This window comes from Escherichia ruysiae (assembly GCF_031323975.1).
GTDB lineage: Bacteria > Pseudomonadota > Gammaproteobacteria > Enterobacterales > Enterobacteriaceae > Escherichia > Escherichia ruysiae.
Genome location: NZ_JAVIWS010000001.1, coordinates 4,082,425 through 4,106,674, shown reverse-complemented (window position 1 = coordinate 4,106,674; position 24,250 = coordinate 4,082,425). Strand labels below are relative to the sequence as shown.

Genomic DNA, 24,250 nt, shown 5'->3' with positions numbered 1-24,250 from the left:
TATTAGCTCCTTACTTAGTACAGAGAGTGGGTGTTACGTTCAATATCTTCTTTGGTGATACGTCCGAACATTTTCCAGTAACACCAGATGGTGTAGAGAAGAATGATCGGAACCAGAACCACCGCAACCCAGGTCATGACGTTAAGCGTCAGCTGGCTGGAAGTTGCATCCCACATTGTCAGACTTGCGTTCATCATGGTGCTGGACGGCATCACAAACGGGAACATTGCGATACCGGCAGTCAGGATAATGCAGGCCAGCGTCAGGGAGGAGAACACAAACGCCCATGCGGCTTTATCCATACGTGCAGTCAGGATGGTCAGCAGCGGCAGAACCACACCCAGTGCCGGAATAGCCCACAGAATTGGCGTGTTGTTGAAGTTAACCAGCCATGCGCCAGCTTCACGAACCACTTCTTTATTCAGCGGGTTAGAGGCTGCGTAATGGTCCATTGTCGATTTCACGACATAACCATCGATACCGTACATCACCCATACGCCAGCCAGTGCGAAGCAGACCAGTGTCACCAGCGCCGCCACCTGAGCTGTTGCACGGGTACGCAGGTGCAGTTCGCCCACGGTACGCATCTGCAGATAGGTCGCACCCTGAGTAATGATCATCCCTACGCTCACCACACCTGCCAGCAGGCCGAACGGGTTAAGCAACTGGAAGAAGTTACCGGTGTAATACAGACGCAGATACTCATCCACGTTGAACGGTACGCCCTGCAACAGGTTACCGAATGCTACGCCAATCACCAGCGGTGGAACGAAGCTACCTACGAAGATGCCCCAATCCCACATGTTGCGCCAACGGGTGTCTTCAATCTTGGAACGGTAATCAAAACCGACCGGACGGAAGAACAAAGACGCCAGCACGAGGATCATCGCGACATAGAAGCCGGAGAACGCAGCGGCATAGACCATCGGCCAGGCAGCGAACAGCGCGCCGCCTGCGGTGATCAGCCATACCTGGTTACCGTCCCAGTGTGGCGCGATAGAGTTAATCATAATTCGACGCTCGGTGTCGTTACGACCGAGGAAACGGGTGAGCATCCCCACCCCCATGTCGAAACCGTCAGTGACTGCAAAACCAATCAGCAGAACGCCAACCAGCAGCCACCAGATAAAACGCAATACTTCATAATCGATCATTTGACGACTCCTGTCTTAGCGTGCCGGCTGAGTAGTCGTTGAAGACTGCTCAAAGTGATAGCGACCGGTTTTCAGGCTGCTTGGGCCAAGGCGTGCAAATTTGAACATTAAGAACAATTCTGCCACCAGGAACAGGGTATACAGGCCGCAAATCAGCACCATCGAGAAGATGAGATCGCCTGCAGTCAGCGACGAGTTCGCTACTGCGGTAGGCAACACTTCACCGATAGCCCACGGTTGGCGACCATATTCAGCAACGAACCAGCCCGCCTCTACAGCAATCCACGGCAGCGGAATACCGTACAGCGCAGCGCGCAGCAGCCATTTTTTCTCGCCAATGCGGTTGCGGATGACACTCCAGAAGGAGAGCGCGATGATTGCCAGCAGCAAGAAGCCACACGCCACCATGATACGGAACGCAAAGTACAGCGGCGCTACACGTGGAATGGAGTCTTTGGTTGCCTGTTGAATCTGCGCTTCAGTCGCATCTGCCACGTTTGGCGTATAGCGTTTCAGCAGCAGACCGTAACCGAGGTCTTTCTTCATGCTATTGAACTGGTCACGTACAGCCTGATCGGTGGAACCAGAACGCAGTTGTTCGAGCAGAGAGTACGCTTTCATCCCGTTACGAATACGTTCTTCGTGCTGCACCATCAGTTCTTTCAGGCCGATAACCGGTGTATCCACGGAACGCGTTGCGATAATACCCAGCGCGTAAGGGATCTGGATCGCAAATTTGTTCGTCTGCTCTTCCTGATCAGGAATACCGAACAGAGTAAAGGCGGCGGGCGCAGGTTGAGTTTCCCACTCGGCTTCAATAGCAGCCAGTTTGGTTTTCTGCACATCGCCCATTTCGTAACCAGATTCATCACCCAGAACAATAACAGACAGGACGGCAGCCATACCGAAGCTGGCAGCAATAGCAAAGGAGCGTTTTGCGAAGGCGAAGTCACGACCTTTCAGCATATACCATGCGCTGATACCGAGGATGAACATCGCGCCAGTCACATAACCAGACGCTACAGTGTGAACGAATTTCACCTGAGCAACCGGGTTAAGCACCAGCTCGGAGAAGCTCACCATCTCCATACGCATAGTTTCGAAATTGAAATCGGACGCGATTGGGTTTTGCATCCAGCCGTTCGCAACCAGAATCCACAGTGCGGACAGGTTTGAACCGAGCGCCACCAGCCAGGTGACACACATATGCTGAACTTTACCCAGACGATCCCAACCGAAGAAGAACAGACCTACAAAGGTGGATTCGAGGAAGAAGGCCATCAGACCTTCGATTGCCAGTGGCGCACCGAAGATATCCCCTACATAGTGGGAATAGTAAGACCAGTTAGTCCCGAACTGGAACTCCATGGTCAGACCGGTTGCCACACCCAGAGCAAAGTTGATACCAAACAACTTGCCCCAGAACTTGGTCATATCTTTATAAATCTGTTTGCCGGAAAGGACGTAAACCGTTTCCATGATGGCCAGCAGGAACGCCATACCGAGCGTCAGCGGCACAAAAAGGAAGTGGTACATCGCGGTCAAGGCAAACTGTAAGCGCGACAGTTCGACTATATCTAACATCATGACTCCTTGCTCATCGCATGAAGACTCCGAGAGTGAACCCCGTTAGAAAGGGTCACACGCATGCCCCAATACAAAATTATTTGCTCGCCCCTACCGTTGCCATTTCATCAAAAGAGGAAAGACAATGATAAAAAAGTTACAAATATGTTAATGAATAAACCAAATTGATCCCGTAATTATATTACGCCGCAAAATCCTTACAATAAACAGGTTTTTATTGAGCAAAATTGCATTTTTCGACAGTGATCAATTTATAGCGAAATTGTCACCATCTCACCAATTTGATCTACGACAATTTATCTCGTTTTGCAGATTTTTTTCAAGAATTAAAAATTGATTTATATCAAAATCAATTGGATATGTTAATTATGTGTAAATCATGAGCCACTAGTAATTTTATTGTTAATTTATTGTAACCAAATAACACAGTAAAATTACCGGCATGGAAATATATAGATAAAAAACCAGTATTTTATTTAACAGAGCCGCCTTATCGACTTTTTGTAATCCTAATTGATTAGAGTAGCCAATTTGTTGCTATTCCACATAACAAATTTTTATCAAAGTTAATTGATTGTTGTCTTTATGAGCAACATACTGTAAATCCGTCACTTATTGTTTTTCTGGTAATAATCACGAAAAGAAATAGATATCTTCGGTATAGTCAGATAGAACAAGAATTTTCAAAAGAAATTATATATGGTATTGATATTTCCCGATCGGTATTCAATGATTCGCTCAACGATTGAAAATCAAGAGAAATTGTTATAGCAGTGATACGAAACAACCAAACGGAATTATAACCAGGCGTTAGAAAACACTGGATATTCTCGGATACACGCTACCTTGTCTAAAAAATATTAACTATCTGCCTTACAAAGGATTCCCCATGAAGAAAGCAACACATGTGATTGGCGTTGATGCGATTGTACTCTCCCCTATCTATGGATATAGCGATATCAACTCATCAAGCATGAACTGAGTGGTATTCAGCTCCATATGAACAGCAACCTGGTGGGTAAACATGATTTCGCCGTTGGAATCAAGGTTGTTTTGCAACATCTAACAGATTGCTTCAATCTGTCTGTTTTGGCTGTGTAATATTCTTAATTTAACCATTTGAATATGATGATATTGTAAGATGTCAGAAATTTAGTTATCTGGAGATACAGCTTTACGACTACTGAACCTTAAAGTAATAGTTGATAATTCAGTAGTACATCGAGTGATATAACTAATTATATTAAAAAGTTTTTTATACAATCGCATTGTAAAGAAGCACCAGCTACTTATAAAGCCCCCCCAAAAAATATATATTAATTCATACTGAAATAATATTTTCGACCATAGTTCACGTTTGAAATGATTAATGACCTGCGCCTCTCACGCAGGTCAAATCAGGAAACTGTGTAACCGGAAAATAAAATGTTCGTAAACAGTGGGCTTCATCAGTTGCCCTCAAAATACAGCTGATTTACATTTTTGCTTTTACACGTGCGATAGCTTCTTCATAAGAGGGCTTATTTTTTTCCGCATACGCCAGTTGATAATGCTGCAAGGCATCGGCATTCTGACCTGCGGTTTCATAAATTTTAGCAATGTTATAATAGGAGTTAGCGCGCGTTGTCGCCGCATTTGCTCCACTGGCTAACGAGATCGCTTTACGATTTGCCCAAATCGCTTCTGCTATGTTGCCATTTTTCTGATAAGCCAGCCCCAGGTTACTAAATGCCTGTCCGTAATTGCCGTCTAATTCTGTTGCCTGTTGGAAGAGTTGAATGGCTTGCTCAAGTTGACCGGTTTTGTAAACAGCTTCACCTTCACGATTATATTTTCTTGCCAGTTGAGTATCGCCACTGTTTTGCATCGCAGGCGAAGCCGGAGTTGAAGTACCTGTCGCTGGCGTTATCACAGTGGCTAAATCACTGACGTCTAATGTGGTGTCGTTAAAAGATTGGAGTAACCGTCTTTTTTGACGATTAATAACGCATCTTGATCATCAGCAAATGAAGAACCCAGACTAACGCTGCCCGATGCATTTGTGGTGCCAGAAACGGATTGTGCGCCATTGCGTTGCAGCGTCACCGATGCCCCCTCAATGCGTTTATCTTTCACTGTCGCACTTAAAATATCGATCTTTACATCGGCCGCATAAACGTCCGCATTTATACCCATCAGGGTCAGAGCAACCGGCAGAATAATTGTCTTCATGTATAAATCCTTTTACTGAATGGAGAAAAACAAAAAAGGCCATCATAAGATGGCCAACCATGTCGAAACCGACAGCCCTTCGCCATTCCTGTAGAGGGAAGCGGCGAGGGCTATTTCTTATTACAGATATTTATTTCAGAACAGTTTTCAGTGCTTCACCGATATCAGCCAGGCTGCGAACAGTTTTCACGCCTGCGGCTTCCAGAGCGGCGAATTTCTCATCCGCAGTCCCTTTACCACCGGCAATGATAGCGCCAGCATGACCCATACGTTTGCCTTTCGGCGCAGTCACACCGGCAATGTAACCAACAACTGGCTTGGTGACGTGCTCTTTGATGTACGCAGCCGCTTCTTCTTCGGCGCTACCGCCGATCTCACCGATCATCACGATCGCTTCAGTCTGCGGATCTTTTTCGAACATTTCGAGAATGTCGATAAAGTTAGAGCCAGGGATCGGATCGCCGCCGATACCGACACAGGTAGACTGACCGAAACCGTAATCCGTGGTCTGTTTAACCGCTTCATAGGTCAGTGTACCGGAACGGGAAACGATACCCACTTTACCCGGTTTGTGAATGTGACCCGGCTGGATACCAATTTTGCATTCACCCGGAGTGATTACGCCCGGGCAGTTCGGGCCAATCATACGAACGCCCGCTTCATCCAGTTTCACTTTCACAGTCAGCATATCCAGCGTCGGGATGCCTTCAGTGATGGTGATAATCAGTTTGATGCCTGCATCAATAGCTTCCAGAATGGAGTCTTTGCAGAACGGCGCTGGTACATAGATAACAGAAGCGGTAGCGCCAGTGGCAGCAACGGCTTCACGCACGGTGTTGAATACCGGCAGGCCGAGGTGGGTAGTGCCGCCTTTACCTGGGGTTACGCCGCCAACCATTTTAGTGCCGTATGCAATGGCCTGTTCAGAGTGGAAAGTCCCCTGGCTACCGGTAAAGCCCTGGCAGATAACCTTAGTGTTTTTATCAATTAAAATGGACATTATTTCCCCTCCACTGCGGCAACAACCTGCTGAGCTGCATCCGTCAGACCTTTTGCTGCAATAATATTCAGGCCGCTGTCAGCCAGTTTCTTCGCGCCGAGTTCGGCGTTGTTACCTTCCAGACGTACCACAACCGGTACGTTAACACCCACTTCCGCTACCGCGCCGATGATACCGTCAGCGATCAGGTCGCAACGAACGATACCGCCGAAGATGTTAACCAGAACGGCTTTCACTTTGTCGTCAGAGAGGATGATTTTGAACGCTTCGGTTACGCGTTCTTTGGTTGCGCCGCCGCCAACGTCCAGGAAGTTAGCCGGTTCGCCGCCGTGCAGTTTAACGATGTCCATCGTACCCATCGCCAGACCTGCGCCGTTAACCATACAACCGATGTTACCGTCCAGCGCAACATAGTTCAGTTCCCACTGAGCAGCCTGCGCTTCACGCGGATCTTCCTGCGACTGGTCGCGCATTTCGCGCAGATCAGGCTGGCGGAACAGTGCGTTACCGTCAGCGCCCAGTTTGCCGTCGAGGCAGACAAGATCGCCCTGTTTGGTAATAACCAGCGGGTTGATTTCGATAAGCGCCAGGTCGCGCTCAAGGAAAATGGTCGCCAGACCCATGAAGATTTTGGTGAACTGCTGAACCAGTTTACCTTCCAGACCCAGTTTGAACGCCAGCTCGCGTCCCTGATACGGCATCGGGCCAGTCAGCGGATCAAGCGCAACTTTGTGGATCAGGTGCGGGGTTTCTTCCGCCACTTTTTCGATTTCCACGCCGCCTTCGGTGGAGGCCATAAAGACCACGCGACGGGAACTACGGTCAACAACAGCACCGAGATACAGCTCTTTAGCGATATCGGTCGCTGCTTCAACCAGAATCTGGTTAACCGGTTGGCCATTGGCGTCTGTTTGATACGTTACCAGACGTTTACCCAGCCAGTTTTCTGCAAAAGCACGGATATCTTCTTTGCTGTTTACAACTTTCACACCGCCCGCTTTACCACGGCCACCAGCGTGAACCTGACATTTCACTACCCACGGACCAGCACCGATTTTTGAAGCGGCTTCTTCTGCTTCGCGCGGAGTAGTACAGGCATAACCCACTGGCGCCGGTAAGCCATAGCGGGCAAAAAGTTGTTTTGCCTGGTATTCATGTAAGTTCATGTGTTCTGTCCATCCTTTAGTAATCGTTATCTTTTAAACCGTAGACCGAGTATGACGTATCGCTACCGGGCATTGTCGGTCACCCGTAGGCCTGATAAGACGCGTTAGCGTCGCATCAGGCTTCCATTGCCGAAGAGGGCGATCCCTTATCCGGTCTACAGTGCAGGTGAGGCTTAAACTACTACACGTCCAGCAGCAGACGCGTCGGATCTTCCAGCAACTCTTTGATGGTTACCAGGAAGCCTACGGATTCGCGACCATCGATCAGACGGTGATCGTAGGACAGCGCCAGGTACATCATCGGCAGGATCTCAACCTGACCATTCACGGCCATCGGACGATCTTTGATAGCGTGCATACCCAGAATTGCGCTCTGCGGCGGGTTGATGATAGGCGTAGACATCAGGGAACCGAACACACCACCGTTGGTGATGGTGAAGTTACCACCGGTCAGATCTTCAACCGTCAGCTTACCGTCACGGCCTTTAACAGCCAGCTCTTTGATTTTCTTCTCGATATCTGCCATGCCGAGGGTATCGACATCACGCAGAACCGGCGTCACCAGACCGCGCGGTGTAGAAACCGCCATGCTGACGTCGAAATAGTTGTGGTAAACCACATCATCGCCATCGATAGACGCATTCACTTCCGGGTAACGTTTCAGGGCTTCAACCACCGCTTTCACGTAGAAAGACATAAAGCCCAGACGGATGCCGTGGCGTTTTTCAAACGCTTCACCGTACTGCTTACGCAGATCCATAATCGGCTTCATGTTGACTTCGTTGAACGTGGTCAGCATGGCGGTGGAGTTTTTCGCTTCCAGCAGACGCTCTGCCACACGCTTACGCAGGCGAGTCATTGGTACACGTTTTTCGCTACGTGCAGCCAGTGCCGGTTGCGCCGCCGGAGCAGCAACTGCCGGTGCAGACTCTTTCGCCGGGGCTTTCGCCAGATGTTTTTCCACATCTTCACGGGTCAGACGACCACCGACACCAGTGCCTTTAATGGCGCTGGCGTCGAGGTTGTGTTCAGCCAGCAGACGACGGATCGCCGGGCTTAACGCATCGTTGTTTTGCTCTTCCAGAGACGCCTGCTGGCGTTGCGCCGGAGTGGACGCTTTCTCTTCAGATTTGGCACTGGTTTCTTTACCGGCGCTGTTGCCTTCACGCAGGCGACCAAGGATCTGACGAGACGTTACGGTTGTACCTTCATCTTCCAGAACCGCATCCAGAATGCCGTCTGCTGATGCCGGTACTTCCAGTACCACTTTGTCAGTTTCGATTTCTACCAGCACTTCATCACGTACGACTGCGTCGCCGGGTTTTTTATGCCAGGTTGCGACGGTGGCATCGGCTACGGATTCAGGCAGGTCAGGGACCAGAATATCTACGCTACTCATTATGTATCCTTTATTTATTCGACGTTCAGCGCGTCATTAACCAGATCTTGTTGCTGTTTCTGGTGAACGGACATATACCCTACCGCCGGAGAGGCGGAGGCCGGGCGGCCTGCATAACGCAGAGAAGCCCCAAACGGAATCACTTCGCGGAAATGATGCTGGCTGCAGTACCATGCGCCCTGGTTGAGCGGCTCTTCCTGGCACCAGACAAAATCCTTGACGTGAGCAAACTGCTGCAACACTTCCTGCATCGCTTTATGCGGGAACGGGTAGAGTTGCTCGATACGCACAATGGCGACATCGTGTTGATTATTCTTACGGCGTTGTTCCAACAGGTCGTAATAAACCTTACCAGAACACATCACCACGCGCTTCACGCCCTTCGGATCAAGCTCGTCGATTTCACCGATGGCTGGCAGGAAGGTGCCGTTCGCCAGTTCTTCGAGGCTGGAGACCGCCAGCGGATGACGCAGCAGGGATTTCGGCGACATCACGACCAGCGGACGACGCATCCCGCGCAGCGCCTGACGACGCAGCATGTGGTAAACCTGTGCCGGGGTAGACGGTACGCACACCTGCATGTTTTGCTCAGCGCAAAGTTGCAGATAACGTTCCAGACGCGCGGAGGAGTGCTCCGGCCCCTGCCCTTCGTAACCGTGCGGCAGTAGCATCACCAGGCCACACATCCGACCCCATTTCTGTTCGCCAGAGGAGATGAACTGGTCGATAACCACCTGTGCACCGTTGGCGAAGTCACCGAACTGCGCTTCCCAGATGGTCAGAGTGCGTGGTTCTGCGGTGGCATAACCATATTCAAACGCCAGCACGGCTTCTTCAGACAGTACGGAGTCCCAGACGCGGAACGCGCCCTGGCCGTTATGAATATGTTGCAGCGGCGTGTAAGTGGAACCGTTGGACTGGTTGTGGATAACCGCGTGGCGGTGGAAGAACGTACCGCGACCAGAGTCTTCACCCGACAGGCGAACCGGAATGCCTTCATCAACCAGTGTGGCGTAAGCGAGGTTTTCCGCGCCGCCCCAGTCGAACAGTTTTTCACCAGCCGCCATTGCCTGACGGTCGCCATAAATCTTGGCAACACGAGACTGCATTTCAATGGCTTCTGGCACCGTACTGATGCGTTTAGCCAACTCCTGCAGGCGCTTCATCTCAACTTTGTTCGGGTACTCTTCGTCCCATTCGTGGTTGAGGTACGGCGACCAGGTGAAGGAGTGCATGTTCATCGGACGCCACTCTGCCACCACGCAATCACCCGCATCCAGCGCATCGCGGTACAGGTTAACCATTTCGGTGGCATCTTCCAGCGTTGCCACTTTTTCCTGCTCCAGCTTGTCAGCGTAGATTTTGCGCGGCGTTGGATGTTTTTTGATTTTCTGATACATCAGCGGCTGAGTTGCACTCGGCTCGTCGGCTTCGTTGTGGCCGTGACGGCGGTAGCACACCAGGTCGATGAAGACATCACGTTTAAAGGTGTTACGGAAATCAAGCGCCAGACGGGTCACAAAGGCAACGGCTTCCGGATCGTCCGCGTTAACGTGGAAAATCGGTGCCTGAACCATCTTGCCGATATCCGTACAGTACGGCGTAGAACGGGCATCCAGCGGGTTAGAGGTGGTGAAGCCAACCTGGTTGTTGATAACGATACGTACCGTACCGCCAACTTCATAACCACGCGCCTTCGACATGTTCAGGGTTTCCTGAACCACGCCCTGCCCGGTCACTGCGGCGTCACCGTGGATGGTGATTGGCAGCACTTTGTTGCTGCTCGGCTCATCAAGTCTGTCCAGACGGGCACGAACAGAACCGATAACTACCGGGCTAACAATCTCAAGGTGAGACGGGTTAAACGCCAGCGCCAGGTGCACCAGGCCGCCATCGGTCTGGAAGTCAGACGAGAAGCCCATGTGGTATTTCACGTCACCTGTGCCGAGGTGTTCTTTATGTTTACCGGCAAACTCGTCGAACAAGTCTTGCGGTTTTTTACCCAGCACGTTCACCAGCACGTTCAGACGACCACGGTGCGCCATCCCGAGAACCACTTCACGGGTGCCGCTGTTGCCAGCGTGGCGGATCATCTCTTTAAGCATCGGGATTAACGCGTCGCCGCCTTCCAGCGAGAAGCGTTTTGCGCCAGGGAATTTTGCGCCAAGGTAACGTTCAAGGCCTTCAGCGGCGGTCAGTTCGCTTAAGAAGCGTTTTTTCTCTTCGCTATTGAACGTCGCGCGACCAGACTCGATACGCTGTTGGATCCAGCGTTTTTCTTCGGTGCTGGTAATGTGCATATACTCGGCGCCAATCGGGCCGCAGTAGGTTTGCTTCAGGGCTTCCAGCAGCTCGCCGAGTTTCATGGTCTCTTTGCCGCTGGCAAATGAACCGACGTTGAAGGTCTCCTGGAAGTCTGCTTCGGTCAGATCGTGGAAAGACGGATCCAGATCGGCCACCTTATCTTGCTGCCACAGTCCCAGCGGATCGAGATTCGCATGTTGGTGACCACGGAAGCGGTATGCGTTAATGAGCTGCAGGACTTTAACCTGCTTCACATTGGTGTCAGGGTCGGAGATCGTTGAAGAGTAACGTGAAGCGTCTTTCGCCAGGCGGCGGAAATATTCACGCGTTTGAGAGTGGAATTGATCCGGTTTGACTCCCGTACCAGGTAACTGCTGGAACGTCGAACGCCAGTTAGCGTCAACCGAGTCAGGATCGGTTAAGAAGTCTTCATAGAGCTGTTCTATCCAGCTCTGGTTTGCGCCAGAGAGGTAAGAAGAGTCCAACCAGGCTTTCAAAGCGCTGTTCTGCATCGTGATCCCTTAAGCATCTTTTTTATGCTTACTTCGCCGTGGATACTACCACGCACAGTGATGTGCGTGCCGGGGTTCACTTGTTGCGGACTTGTCGTATTTTCTGCGTCCGCTAAGGAACCTTTAAAAACTGTCTTAGTGTCAGGGGCAGTTTTTAAAGATTTCCTGCATTTCTTTTGTAGACCGGATAAGGCATTCACGCCGCATCCGGCGCTGGTTGCCTGATGCGACGCTTGCGCGTCTTATCAGGCCTACGGTTCCTAACAAACCTGCTTAATTGTTAACGCAGGCTCGATTTTCCCCCTCGCCCTTCCAGGGAGAGGGTCGGGGTGAGGGTCATTGTCCGCACCGGCGCTGACCTTTTCCCCTCCCCCTAACCCTCTCCCCAAAGGGGCGAGGGAACCGTTCGTGCACATTTTTGCCTTGGCCATCAGGCCAGGACATTACGCATTACGTTGCAACAACATCGACTTGATATGGCCGATGGCGCGCGTCGGGTTCAGCCCCTTCGGACATACACTGACGCAGTTCATGATGCTGTGACAGCGGAATACACTGAATGCATCGCTCAAACCGTCGAGGCGGCTGTCAGTCTCGGTATCACGGCTATCAATCAGGAAACGATACGCCGCTAACAAGCCTGCAGGACCGATAAACTTATCGGGATTCCACCAGAAAGACGGACAAGAGGTTGAACAACATGCGCAGAGAATACATTCATACAGCCCGTCGAGTTTTTCACGTTGCTCGGGCATTTGTAAATGCTCACGAGCTGGTAGATTTTGTCCATTATTCAACAAGTAAGGCTTAATTTTCTCATATTGCGCATAGAATTGTCCCATGTCTACCACCAAATCGCGGATCACCGGTAAACCTGGCAACGGACGAATTACAATCTTCTTGCCCGGCTGGTTGAGTGCCGAAATCGGGGTAATACAGGCCAGACCATTCTTGCCGTTCATGTTCAGACCGTCGGAACCACACACACCTTCACGGCAGGAGCGACGGAACGACAGGCTGGGATCTTTCTCTTTCAGCTGGATAAGCGCATCCAGCAGCATCATGTCGCGACCTTCTTCCGCTTCCAGGGTGTAATCCTGCATACGCGGAGCATCATCAACATCCGGGTTATAGCGATAAATTGAAAACTCGAGTCTCATTTTCCTGTCTCCGCATTAGTAAGTACGAATCTTCGGCGGGAATGCCGGGCGCAGTTTCGGTTCCATGTTGACGCTACGTCGCGTCATGGATTCCGACTCTGGCAGATACAGGGAGTGACACAGCCAGTTTTCATCATCACGCTCCGGGAAGTCGAAGCGGCTATGCGCGCCACGGCTTTCGGTACGGAAGTTGGCAGAAACAGCCGTTGCATACGCCGTTTCCATCAGGTTATCCAGTTCCAGGCATTCAACGCGCTGGGTGTTGAACTCGCTGGAGGTGTCATCCAGGCGGGCATTTTTCAGACGCTCGCGGATCACTTTCAACTGCTCAAGCCCTTTCGCCATCGCATCACCTTCACGGAAGACCGAGAAGTTATGCTGCATACATTCTTGCAGTGCTTTACGAATCGCCACCGGATCTTCACCGTTACGGTTGTTGTTCCAGCGGTTCAGGCGCTCCAGAGAAGCTTCGACATCAGACTCGCTGGCATCGCGCAGTGCGCCCTGCTCGGCGATAGACTCTTGCAGATGCAGACCTGCTGCGCGACCAAAGACCACCAGGTCCAGCAGCGAGTTACCGCCCAGACGGTTAGCGCCGTGTACCGATACGCAAGCAATTTCACCCACCGCGAACAGGCCAGGGATCACCACATCTTCGCCCTTCTCGTTCACCGTCAGCGCCTGCCCGGTCACTTTGGTCGGAATACCGCCCATCATGTAGTGACAGGTTGGGATAACCGGAATCGGCTCTTTCACCGGATCGACGTGAGCGAAGGTACGGGAGAGTTCAAGAATGCCCGGCAGACGGGATTCGAGAACTTCTTTACCCAGGTGGTCGAGTTTCAGTTTTGCGTGTGGTCCCCACGGGCCATCACAGCCACGACCTTCACGAATTTCGATCATGATGGAACGCGCCACCACATCACGCCCCGCCAGGTCTTTGGCGTTCGGCGCATAACGCTCCATAAAGCGTTCGCCATGTTTGTTCAGCAGATAACCGCCTTCACCACGGCAACCCTCGGTGACCAGTACGCCCGCACCGGCAATACCCGTCGGGTGGAACTGCCACATTTCCATATCCTGCACCGGTACGCCTGCACGGATAGCCATGCCGACGCCGTCGCCGGTGTTAATGTGGGCGTTAGTGGTGGACTGATAAATACGCCCAGCCCCGCCGGTCGCCAGCACAGTCGCGCGAGCTTTGAAGTAAACCACTTCACCAGTTTCGATGCACAGTGCGGTACAACCGACCACTGCGCCATCCTGGTTTTTCACCAGATCCAGCGCATACCACTCGGAGAAAATGGTGGTGTGGTTTTTCAGGTTCTGCTGATAAAGGGTGTGCAACAGTGCGTGACCGGTACGGTCAGCCGCTGCCGCTGTACGTGCCGCCTGCTCGCCGCCGAAGTTTTTCGACTGACCGCCAAACGGACGTTGATAGATACGACCATCATCAAGGCGCGAGAACGGCAGTCCCATGTGTTCCAGTTCCAGAATCGCTTCCGGCCCGGTTTTACACATATATTCAATCGCGTCCTGGTCACCGATATAGTCCGACCCTTTTACGGTGTCGTACATATGCCATTCCCAGTTATCTTCATGGGTATTACCCAGCGCAACGGTAATGCCGCCCTGCGCCGAAACGGTATGGGAACGGGTCGGGAAGACTTTAGAGAGCAGCGCACAGGTCTGGCCGCTCTGGGAAATTTGCAGCGCCGCGCGCATACCTGCGCCGCCGGCACCAATCACAACTGCATCAAATTCTCTGACTGGCAATTTCATCACACACCCCACACCACAACGAATCCATAAATCACGTAAACCACCAGTGCAACGACAATCACCAGTTGCAGCATCAGGCGCAAAGCCAGCGGTTTAACGTAGTCGGTCAACACCTGCCACATGCCGATCCAGGCATGGATCAAGATGGAAAACAGCGCCAGCAGGGTGAACACTTTAGTGAACGCAGAGGCAAAGAAACCGATCCAGACTTCATATGTCAGTTCGCCACTGGTAGCGAAAAAACCGACCATATAAATGATGTAGAGCGTCAGGACGATAGCAGTAGCGCGAACGAGGATGAAATCATGTACGCCATTGCGTCCTAATGCGGAGGCGTTGCTTACCATACGAGGACTCCTGCAAGAATTGAAAGCACGACAGTAATGACAAAGGAGATTTTGGCGGAGCGTTTACCCGCTTCGAATGTTTCTTCCAGATAGCCAAAATCCATCATCATGTGGCGAATACCTACGACGACGTGATACGCCAGAGCGGTAAGGATGCCCCACATGATAAATTTGACGAAGAAGCTGCCCATAATGGCGGAAGCTTGCTCGAAACCTTCAGGGGAAGAGAGGCTAGTACCCAGAAGCCACAGCAGGATGCCCACTGCAACGAAGGTGATCACACCGGAAACGCGATGGAGAATGGACGCTATCGCCGTGACGGGGAACCGGATGGTCTGTAGGTCCAGATTAACAGGTCTTTGTTTTTTCACATTTCTTATCATGAATAACGCCCACATGCTGTTCTTATTATTCCCTGGGGACTACGGGTACAGAGGATAACTTTCTGTTACCTGGAGACGTCGGGATTTCCTTCCTCCGGTCTGCTTGCGGGTCAGACAGCGTCCTTTCTATAACTGCGCGTCATGCAAAACACTGCTTCCAGATGCGAAAACGACACGTTACAACGCTGGGTGGCTCGGGATTGCAGGGTGTTCCGGAGACCTGGCGGCAGTATAGGCCGTTCACAAAATCATTACAATTAACCTACATATGCTTTGTCGGGTTTTATCCAGAACAGTGATCTAAGTCACGATAACAACATTTATTTAATTTTTAACCATCTCATTTGACAATCATTCAACAAAGTTGTTACAAACATCATCAGGAAAAGCATATAATGCGTAAAAGTTATGGGGTCACTATTTCACCTAAGATTAACTTATGTAACAGTGTGGAAGTATTGACCAATCCATCCAGGACAGTTATTAGTGATAGACAGGTTTAATAATTCGGATTGCTAAGTGCTTGATTCGCCGTTTATTCGTCATCAATGAATCCTTTACCTGCAAGCGCCCAGAGCTCTGTACCCAGGTCTTCCCCTCTTTCGCAGAGCGGCGAGCCAAATAACAAACGGGTAAAGCCAGGTTGATGTGCGAAGGCAAATTTAAGTTCCGGCAGTCTTACGCAATAAGGCGCTAAGGAGACCTTAAATGGCTGATACAAAAGCAAAACTCACCCTCAACGGGGATACAGCTGTTGAACTGGATGTGCTAAAAGGCACGCTGGGTCAAGATGTTATTGATATCCGTACTCTCGGTTCAAAAGGTGTATTCACCTTTGATCCAGGCTTCACTTCAACCGCATCCTGCGAATCTAAAATTACTTTTATTGATGGTGATGAAGGTATTTTGCTGCATCGCGGTTTCCCGATCGATCAGCTGGCGACCGATTCTAACTACCTGGAAGTCTGTTACATTCTGCTGAATGGTGAAAAACCGACCCAGGAACAGTATGACGAGTTTAAAACTACCGTTACCCGTCATACGATGATCCACGAACAGATTACCCGTCTGTTCCACGCCTTCCGTCGCGACTCTCATCCGATGGCGGTCATGTGCGGTATCACCGGCGCGCTGGCAGCGTTTTATCACGATTCACTTGACGTCAATAATCCGCGTCATCGTGAAATCGCCGCGTTCCGTCTGCTGTCGAAAATGCCGACCATGGCAGCGATGTGTTACAAATACTCCATCGGTCAGCCATTTGTTTACCCGCGCAATGACCTTTCCTACGCCGGAAACTTCCTGCACATGATGTTCTCCACCCCGTGCGAACCGTATGAAGTCAATCCAATTCTGGAACGTGCAATGGATCGTATTCTGATCCTGCACGCTGACCACGAACAGAACGCCTCGACTTCCACCGTGCGTACCGCTGGTTCTTCGGGTGCGAACCCGTTTGCTTGTATCGCAGCAGGTATTGCTTCGCTGTGGGGGCCGGCTCACGGTGGTGCTAACGAAGCTGCGCTAAAAATGCTGGAAGAAATCAGCTCCGTTAAACACATTCCGGAATTTGTTCGTCGTGCGAAAGATAAGAATGACTCTTTCCGCCTGATGGGCTTCGGTCACCGCGTGTACAAAAATTACGACCCGCGCGCCACCGTAATGCGTGAAACCTGCCATGAAGTCCTGAAAGAGCTGGGCACCAAAGATGACCTGCTGGAAGTGGCAATGGAGCTGGAAAACATCGCGCTGAACGACCCGTACTTTATCGAGAAAAAACTGTACCCGAACGTCGATTTCTACTCCGGTATCATCCTGAAAGCGATGGGTATTCCGTCTTCCATGTTCACCGTCATTTTCGCAATGGCACGTACCGTTGGCTGGATCGCCCACTGGAGCGAAATGCACAGTGACGGCATGAAAATTGCCCGTCCGCGTCAGCTGTATACTGGCTATGAAAAACGTGACTTTAAAAGCGATATCAAACGTTAATCGGTGATTACTGAGCAGCAAATAATTTAGCCCGCCATTTATATGGCGGGTTATTTTTTGTTGGTTTAAGCATAAAAAATTGTAAAAATAAAATCAAAAACCGGACGCCAAATAAAAAACAACCAGTTCAAATAGCAGTCAATGCAATATCTTCATAAAAATAATTGTTCTCTCCGTCCTGTTTATAATCCACTGAATATTATGCATATCCATAACTCACTTCTATTTTCTACGTCTTGATTAATTCACAACACCAATCAATTGCATTTGCATTTAATAAAACTAAATATATTTTAAGCAAAACTAAAAACAATCCACACGCAAAATCAGATAATCTGGTAGAGCTATACTATTTTTCTATTTCCTTAAAGGATTCTGTTATGTTTAAAGGACAAAAAACATTGGCCGCATTGGCCGTATCTCTGTTGTTCACTGCTCCTGTTTATGCCGCAGACGAAGGCTCTGGTGAAATTCACTTTAAAGGTGAAATTATTGAAGCACCTTGTGACATTCATCCAGATGATGTTGATAAAAATATTGACCTTGGACAAGTCACGACAACCCATATAAACCGGGATCATCACAGCAATAAAGTGGCCGTCGACATTCGCTTAATAAACTGTGACCTGCCAGGTTCTGATAATGGTAGCGGTTCGCCAATATCCAAAGTTGCCGTAACCTTCGACGGTTCGGCTAAAACGACGGGGGCAACACCTCTGTTGAGCAATACCAGTGCTGGCGAAGCAACAGGTGTCGGCGTAAGACTGATGGACAAAAATGACACAAACATCGTATTGGGTACAGCTGCGCCAGACCTCGACCTGGATGCAAGCTCAACAGAACAAACGCTGAACTTCTTTGCCTGGATGGAACAAATTGACAATGCAGTCAATGTCACTGCCGGTGCCGTAACCGCTAACGCGACCTACGTTCTGGATTATAAATAAGAATAATTATGGCGGCGACGTAGCCGCCTTTCTGCAGATATTTATCAGGTATGGACACCGTGAATATTTATCGACTTTCTTTTATTTCCTGCCTGACGATGGTAATGCCGTCCGCGCTGGCGGTCGAATTTAACCTGAGCGTCCTCGACAAATCGATGCGTGATAGCATTGATATTTCATTATTAAAAGACAAAGGGGTGATTGCCCCCGGTGAATATTTTGTTAGCATTACCGTTAATAATAACCAAATAAGTAACGGGCAAAAAATTAGCTGGCAAAAAAGCGGTGATAAAACCATTCCGTGCATCGATGAATCACTGGTGGATAAATTTGGTTTAAAACCAGACTTCCGTCAATCATTAGTACAGATAAATCAGTGTGTTGATTTTAGTTCGCATCCAGAAATACTCTTCAATTTCGATCAAGCCAATCAGCAACTCAATATCACCATTCCGCAAGCGTGGCTGGCATGGCACTCAGAAAACTGGATGCCGCCATCAACATGGAAAGAAGGTGTAGCCGGCGTCCTGATGGATTACAACCTGTTTGCCAGCAACTACCGTCCACAGGGCAGTAGCAGCAACACCAACCTGAACGCTTACGGTACTGCCGGTATTAACATGGGTGCATGGCGCTTACGCAGCGATTACCAGCTGAGCCGCTCCGAAAGCGACGATGCCCACGACCAGAGCGGCGGAATATCACGTACTTATCTTTTTCGCCCACTACCGCAATTAGGTTCGAAATTAACCCTGGGCGAAACTGATTTTAGTTCCAATATTTTCGACGGTTTTTCTTATACCGGTGCGGCACTGACCAGCGATGACCGGATGTTGCCCTGGGAATTGCGCGGTTACGCCCCACAAATCAGCGGTATCGCGCAAACCAACGCCACTGTCACCGTAAGTCATTCGGGGCGAGTTATTTATCAGAAAAAAGTCCCGCCAGGCCCGTTTATCATTGATGACATCAATCAGTCTGTCCAGGGTACGCTGGATGTCAAAGTGACGGAAGACGATGGCCGTGTGAACAACTTTCAGGTTTCGGCCGCCTCGACGCCCTTCCTGACGCGCCAGGGTCAGGTTCGCTATAAACTTGCTGTTGGTCAGCCGCGAACCTCAATGTCTCATCAAACTGAAAATGAAACCTTTTTTAGCAATGAAATATCCTGGGGGATGCTCTCGAATACCTCGTTATATGGCGGTTTGCTACTCTCCGGAGATGACTACCATTCTGGCGCAATAGGCATCGGGCAAAATATGCTCTGGCTGGGGGCGTTGTCATTTGATGTCACCTGGGCCAGTAGCCAATTTGATACCCAGCAGGACGAGCGGGGCTTAAGCTACCGTTTCAATTACAGCAAACAAGTGGACGCCACAAATAGTACGATTTCACTCGCTGCTTATCGCTTCTCCGATCGTCATTTTCACAGCTACGCCAACTATCTGGATCACAAATACAACGACAACGATGCACAAGACGAAAAACAGACGATCAGCTTATCAGTAGGCCAACCGATAACCCCTCTGAACCTCAACCTGTACGCCAACCTGTTACATCAGACCTGGTGGAACGCAAATACCTCCACGACCGCCAACATAACGGCAGGTTTTAATATTGATATCGGTGACTGGAAAGATATATCGATCTCGACGTCATTCAACACAACCCACTACGAAGACAAAGATCGCGACAACCAGATTTACCTGTCGATTTCATTACCTGTCGGTAACGGTGGTCGAGTCGGCTATGACATGCAAAACAGTAGTAACAGCACCACGCACCGCATGTCGTGGAACGATACGCTGGATGAACGTAATAGCTGGGGCATGTCTGCCGTGCTGCAATCCGACCGTCCTGACAATGGCGCCCAGGTGAGTGGTAACTATCAACACCTGAGTTCAGCCGGCGAATGGGATTTGTCTGGCACTTATGCCGCCAATGATTACAGCTCTGTCAGCAGTAGCTGGAGCGGTTCCTTTACCGCCACTCAATATGGCGCAGCCTTCCATCGCCGCAGTTCAACCAATGAGCCTCGGCTGATGGTCAGCACCGACGGCGTGGCAAATATTCCGGTTCAGGGTAATCTCGACTACACCAACCATTTTGGTATTGCGGTAGTGCCGCTAATTTCCAGTTACCAACCTTCCACCGTGGCAGTCAACATGAATGATTTACCTGATGGCGTAACGGTTGCTGAAAATATCATCAAAGAAACGTGGATTGAAGGCGCTATTGGTTACAAATCGCTGGCTTCCCGTTCTGGTAAAGACGTTAACATTATTATTCGCGACGCCAGCGGTCACTATCCCCCTCTCGGTGCCAATATTCAGCAGAATGGCAGTGGAATCAGTGTCGGTATGGTTAGCGAGGAAGGCCATGCCTGGCTTGGCGGAGTAGCTGAAAACCAGCAATTTACCGTGCTCTGGGGCGATAAACAAAGTTGCATTATTCATCTGCCAGAACGTCTGGAAGACACGACCAAACGCCTGATTTTACCTTGTCATTAATTAAGGAAAAGAGAATGACATTTATTAAAGGATTACCCCTGATTCTGTTAGCCGTCAGCCTGGGTAGCAACGCTGCAGTGCAACCCGATCGCACACGAGTTGTGTTTAACGCCAACGACAAAGCCACCAGCCTGCGCATAGAAAACCAGAGTGACAAACTGCCTTACCTTGCATATTCCTGGATAGAAAATGATAAAGGGGAGAAAAGCGACAATCTTCTGGTCGCCCTGCCACCAATACAGCGCCTGGAACCAAAAGCAACATCGCAGGTGCGGATTGTAAAGCAAGCGTCAACCACACAGTTGCCCGGCGATCGTGAAACGCTATTTTACTACAACATGCGCGAAATTCCGCCAGCGCCGGATAAAAGCAGCGACCATGCGATACTTCAGGTCGCGATCCAAAGCCGTATTAAGTTGTTCTGGCGACCTGCGGCATTGCGCAAGAAAACAGGTGAACACATAGAGTTACAGTTACAGGTTAGCCAGAAGGGCAACGAACTTACCCTGAAAAACCCTACCGCCTATTACCTGACGATTGCCTATCTTGGGCAAAATGATAAAGGTGTGATCCCCGGTTTTAAATCGGTGATGATTGCCCCTTTTAGCACCGTCACAACGAATACAGGAAGCTATAACGGTAATCAATTTTACCTGGGTTACATGGATGATTACGGCGCATTACGGATGAATACTCTGAACTGTAACGGACAATGTCGTTTACAGGCGGTGGAGGCGAAGAAATGAGTGCTGGCAAGGGATTGTTGTTCGTTATCTGTCTGTTATTTCTGCCGTTGAAGTCTGCGCTGGCGCTGAACTGCTATTTTGGCTCATCTGGCGGATCTGTAGAAAAATCAGAAGCTATTCAACCCTTTGCTGTGCCGGGCAATGCTAAACCTGGCGATAAAATCTGGGAATCTGACGATATTAAAATTCCCGTCTATTGTGACAACAATACTAACGGCAACTTTGAAAGCGAGCATGTTTATGCCTGGGTAAACCCCTACCCCGGAATGCAGGATCGCTATTATCAACTTGGCGTAACATATAACGGCGTTGATTACGATGCCAGTCTCGGGAAAAGTCGAATCGACACCAACCAGTGTATCGACAGCAAGAAAATTGATATCTACACACCAGAGCAGATCATTGCTATGGGGTGGCAAAATAAGATTTGTTCCGGCGATTCCAACAATATTCATATGTCGCGTACATTTCTCGCTCGTATGCGGCTCTATGTTAAAGTTCGTGAAATGCCGCCGCATGATTATCAAAGTACGCTGAGCGACTATATTGTGGTGCAATTCGATGGCGCTGGCAGTGTTAATGAAGATCCTTCTGCCCAAAACCTGAAATATCACATTACCGGTCTGGAAAACATTCGTGTACTGGATTGCAGCGTTAACTTTTCTATTTCGCCTGAAACACAGGTGATTGATTTTGGTAAATTTAACGTACTGGATATTCGCCGTCACACGATGTCGAAAAATTTTAGTATTAAGACGACGAAATCACAAAATGACCAGTGCACCGACGGATTTAAAGTCAGTTCCTCGTTTTATACCGAAGAAACGTTGGTTGAAGAAGATAAAGCATTGTTGATTGGTAATGGACTTAAACTACGTTTACTGGACGAAAACGCCTCGCCCTATACCTTCAATAAATACAGCGAATATGCCGATTTCACCAGCGACATGTTAGTTTATGAAAAAAACTTTACCGCCGAATTGTCATCCATACCAGGCACCCCCATCGAGGCTGGTCCCTTCGATACTGTGGTGCTTTTTAAGATTAACTACAACTGAATCGAGATGATGCCCTTTTCAGTCGAGAAGGGTATCGCATTCAGATAATTACTCATTTCCTCCTTTTCCTTGATTACCGTTATTTTTTCCAGACCCGGCTTTCTTTATGCTGTATCGATACACCAAAGAGATAATAATGAAGGAGCGAAGGATGCCAGTTTTGCAGTGGGGAATGTTATGTGTACTATCACTTCTCCTTTCTATTGGCTTCCTCGCGGTACATCTCCCGGCAGCACTATTACTTGGGCCGATGATCGCCGGGATCATCTTCAGTATGCGCGGAATAACTCTGCAACTCCCTCGCTCCGCTTTTCTTGCTGCGCAGGCCATTCTTGGCTGCATGATTGCGCAAAACCTCACTGGTTCGATTCTCACCACCCTGGCCGTTAACTGGCCGATCGTGTTATCTATTTTACTGGTGACGCTGCTTTCCAGCGCCATCGTGGGCTGGTTATTGGTGCGCTATAGCTCACTGCCTGGAAATACCGGTGCCTGGGGTTCTTCTCCTGGCGGCGCGGCGGCAATGGTCGCTATGGCGCAGGATTACGGCGCAGATATCCGTCTGGTGGCGTTTATGCAATATCTGCGGGTACTGTTTGTCGCAGGTGCGGCAGTTCTGGTTACGCGGATGATGCTGGGCGATAACGCTGAAGCGGTTAATCAACAGATTATCTGGTTCCCGCCAGTGAGCATTAATCTCATGCTTACGATTTTGCTCGCAGTGGTTGCCGGTACAGTGGGATGCCTGCTACGTCTTCCTTCCGGCACGATGCTCATCCCGATGCTGGCGGGCGCAGTGCTCCAGTCTGGTCAGCTCATCACCATCGAACTACCAGAATGGCTGCTGGCGATGGCGTATATGGCAATTGGCTGGCGGATTGGTCTTGGTTTCGATAAACAAATATTACTGCGGGCATTGCGCCCACTACCGCAAATCCTGCTGTCGATTTTTGCTCTGCTGGCTATTTGTGCGGGTATGGCGTGGGGGCTGACCCGGTTTATGCATATTGATTTTATGACCGCCTATCTCGCCACCAGCCCCGGCGGGCTTGATACGGTGGCGGTCATCGCCGCAGGGAGCAATGCCGATATGGCGTTCATCATGGCGATGCAAACCCTGCGCTTGTTCAGTATTTTGCTGACGGGGCCTGCCATTGCACGGTTTATTTCAACTTATGCGCCGAAGCGGTCGGCCTAGTGCTGGCAGCCTGGACACCAGTAAAACGGGCGCGATGACAACGTGGTTTTCTCAATGATGCCGCCACAGCGTTCGCACTTCTCGCCATCACGATGAAAAACTTTAAAGCGAAACAGCGCCCCATGATGTTTATTCTCATCCACCTGCCCCCGCGTAGCGTAAGAAAGACGCGGAATATCCAGTAGCGCGTGCGCGAGTGCATCCAGTTGCGCCACATTGAGATCTTTCGCTTTATGACTTCCGGTCAACCCGACCTGCCAGAGGATCTCCACCCGCAAATAATTGCCAAGCCCTGCCAGAAACGCCTGATCGAGCAGTAATCCAGCAAACTGCCGATTACGAAAGCGCGGCGATAATAACCGTTCTTTCACCACCTCCGGCGTCAGATTCGGATCCAGCACATCGGGGCCAACGCGTTGTAAAAACGGATGTGTGGTCAGTTGTTCCGGGGTCAACATCTCAATATCCGAGGCGCTATAAAGCAGAATGGTTTTGTCAGCCGTTTGCAGTTTTACCCGTAGCACCCGCGTGGTCTGCGGCTCTTCGCCGGTATCAACCACGCGCCACACGCCGTAAAGCTGATTATGGCTATAGAGCGTTAAACCATCAGAAAAATGAGTTAACAACGCCTTACCACGAGTTTCCACATGGGTGACGTGTTGACCAATAAGTTGTGATTGATACGGTTTTAACTGCGGGAAGGCAAACCAGACATCAGTTAGTAGTTTGCCTTTGATCGCCGCCTCCAGGTTATCCGCTGCACGGCGGATCTCCGGGCCTTCAGGCATGGTGAT

18 protein-coding genes and 1 pseudogene are annotated in these 24,250 nt (G+C 50.0%); 7 read left to right on the top strand and 12 right to left on the bottom strand.

Annotated elements, in window-relative coordinates; genetic code table 11:
• Nucleotides 1–14 precede the first annotated feature (14 nt).
• From cydB to sdhC, 11 genes and pseudogenes are all read right to left on the bottom strand, one after another.
• Entirely contained in the window at nt 15–1,154 is a 1,140-nt protein-coding gene (gene cydB / locus RGV86_RS19660) for a cytochrome d ubiquinol oxidase subunit II (RefSeq protein WP_000568271.1), read from the bottom strand.
• A 15-nt stretch (nt 1,155–1,169) separates the two neighbouring features.
• Entirely contained in the window at nt 1,170–2,738 is a 1,569-nt protein-coding gene (gene cydA / locus RGV86_RS19655) for a cytochrome ubiquinol oxidase subunit I (protein WP_010345240.1), read from the bottom strand.
• A 1,477-nt stretch (nt 2,739–4,215) separates the two neighbouring features.
• Nucleotides 4,216–4,916: pseudogene (locus RGV86_RS19650) on the bottom strand (tetratricopeptide repeat protein).
• 166 nt (nt 4,917–5,082) lie between these two features.
• Nucleotides 5,083–5,952, bottom strand: a complete 870-nt coding sequence (gene sucD / locus RGV86_RS19645; protein WP_000025458.1) for a succinate--CoA ligase subunit alpha — start codon at nt 5,950–5,952, stop codon at nt 5,083–5,085.
• Entirely contained in the window at nt 5,952–7,118 is a 1,167-nt protein-coding gene (gene sucC, locus RGV86_RS19640) for an ADP-forming succinate--CoA ligase subunit beta (RefSeq protein ID WP_001048608.1), read from the bottom strand. Before sucC ends, sucD begins: the two co-directional genes overlap by 1 nt.
• Before the next feature lie 181 nt (nt 7,119–7,299).
• Nucleotides 7,300–8,517, bottom strand: a complete 1,218-nt coding sequence (gene odhB / locus RGV86_RS19635; protein WP_032224967.1) for a 2-oxoglutarate dehydrogenase complex dihydrolipoyllysine-residue succinyltransferase — start codon at nt 8,515–8,517, stop codon at nt 7,300–7,302.
• Between the two features lie 14 nt (nt 8,518–8,531).
• On the bottom strand, nt 8,532–11,333 hold the full coding sequence (gene sucA, locus RGV86_RS19630; RefSeq protein ID WP_001181468.1) for a 2-oxoglutarate dehydrogenase E1 component: 2,802 nt from the start codon (nt 11,331–11,333) through the stop codon (nt 8,532–8,534).
• 443 nt (nt 11,334–11,776) lie between these two features.
• A complete protein-coding gene (sdhB, locus tag RGV86_RS19625) occupies nt 11,777–12,493 on the bottom strand; it encodes a succinate dehydrogenase iron-sulfur subunit SdhB (protein WP_001235258.1) in 717 nt (238 codons plus the stop codon).
• Nucleotides 12,494–12,508: 15 nt separating this feature from the next.
• Nucleotides 12,509–14,275: a succinate dehydrogenase flavoprotein subunit gene (gene sdhA, locus RGV86_RS19620; RefSeq protein ID WP_000775531.1), complete on the bottom strand. Its 1,767-nt coding sequence runs from the start codon at nt 14,273–14,275 to the stop codon at nt 12,509–12,511.
• Nucleotides 14,275–14,622 (bottom strand): succinate dehydrogenase membrane anchor subunit, encoded by a 348-nt coding sequence (sdhD, locus tag RGV86_RS19615; RefSeq protein ID WP_000254365.1) that lies wholly within the window; start codon nt 14,620–14,622, stop codon nt 14,275–14,277. Before sdhD ends, sdhA begins: the two co-directional genes overlap by 1 nt.
• Nucleotides 14,616–15,020: a succinate dehydrogenase cytochrome b556 subunit gene (sdhC, locus tag RGV86_RS19610; RefSeq protein WP_000263354.1), complete on the bottom strand. Its 405-nt coding sequence runs from the start codon at nt 15,018–15,020 to the stop codon at nt 14,616–14,618. The genes sdhD and sdhC overlap by 7 nt, the downstream gene beginning before the upstream one ends.
• A gap of 380 nt (nt 15,021–15,400) precedes the next feature.
• On the opposite strand from sdhC, the gene RGV86_RS19605 reads away from it, so the two are divergent.
• The 7 genes from RGV86_RS19605 to RGV86_RS19575 all read left to right on the top strand — a co-directional run bounded on the left by RGV86_RS19605 (nt 15,401) and on the right by RGV86_RS19575 (nt 23,456).
• Nucleotides 15,401–15,508 (top strand): hypothetical protein, encoded by a 108-nt coding sequence (locus tag RGV86_RS19605; protein WP_122983127.1) that lies wholly within the window; start codon nt 15,401–15,403, stop codon nt 15,506–15,508.
• A gap of 205 nt (nt 15,509–15,713) precedes the next feature.
• A complete protein-coding gene (gene gltA / locus RGV86_RS19600) occupies nt 15,714–16,997 on the top strand; it encodes a citrate synthase (protein WP_000785828.1) in 1,284 nt (427 codons plus the stop codon).
• Nucleotides 16,998–17,377: 380 nt separating this feature from the next.
• Entirely contained in the window at nt 17,378–17,944 is a 567-nt protein-coding gene (locus RGV86_RS19595; RefSeq protein ID WP_000472409.1) for a fimbrial protein, read from the top strand.
• Between the two features lie 50 nt (nt 17,945–17,994).
• Entirely contained in the window at nt 17,995–20,454 is a 2,460-nt protein-coding gene (locus RGV86_RS19590) for a fimbria/pilus outer membrane usher protein (protein WP_000381917.1), read from the top strand.
• A 14-nt stretch (nt 20,455–20,468) separates the two neighbouring features.
• Complete coding sequence (locus RGV86_RS19585) at nt 20,469–21,200, top strand: fimbrial biogenesis chaperone (RefSeq protein ID WP_085460529.1); 732 nt, start codon at nt 20,469–20,471, stop codon at nt 21,198–21,200.
• Complete coding sequence (locus tag RGV86_RS19580) at nt 21,197–22,258, top strand: fimbrial protein (RefSeq protein ID WP_085460528.1); 1,062 nt, start codon at nt 21,197–21,199, stop codon at nt 22,256–22,258. Before RGV86_RS19585 ends, RGV86_RS19580 begins: the two co-directional genes overlap by 4 nt.
• 151 nt (nt 22,259–22,409) lie before the next feature.
• Nucleotides 22,410–23,456: an AbrB family transcriptional regulator gene (locus RGV86_RS19575; RefSeq protein ID WP_024212581.1), complete on the top strand. Its 1,047-nt coding sequence runs from the start codon at nt 22,410–22,412 to the stop codon at nt 23,454–23,456.
• On the opposite strand, the gene nei is transcribed toward RGV86_RS19575, so the two are convergent.
• Nucleotides 23,453–24,244 (bottom strand): endonuclease VIII, encoded by a 792-nt coding sequence (nei, locus tag RGV86_RS19570; RefSeq protein WP_001113956.1) that lies wholly within the window; start codon nt 24,242–24,244, stop codon nt 23,453–23,455. The two genes, RGV86_RS19575 and nei, sit on opposite strands and share 4 nt — an antisense overlap.
• Nucleotides 24,245–24,250 lie beyond the last annotated feature (6 nt).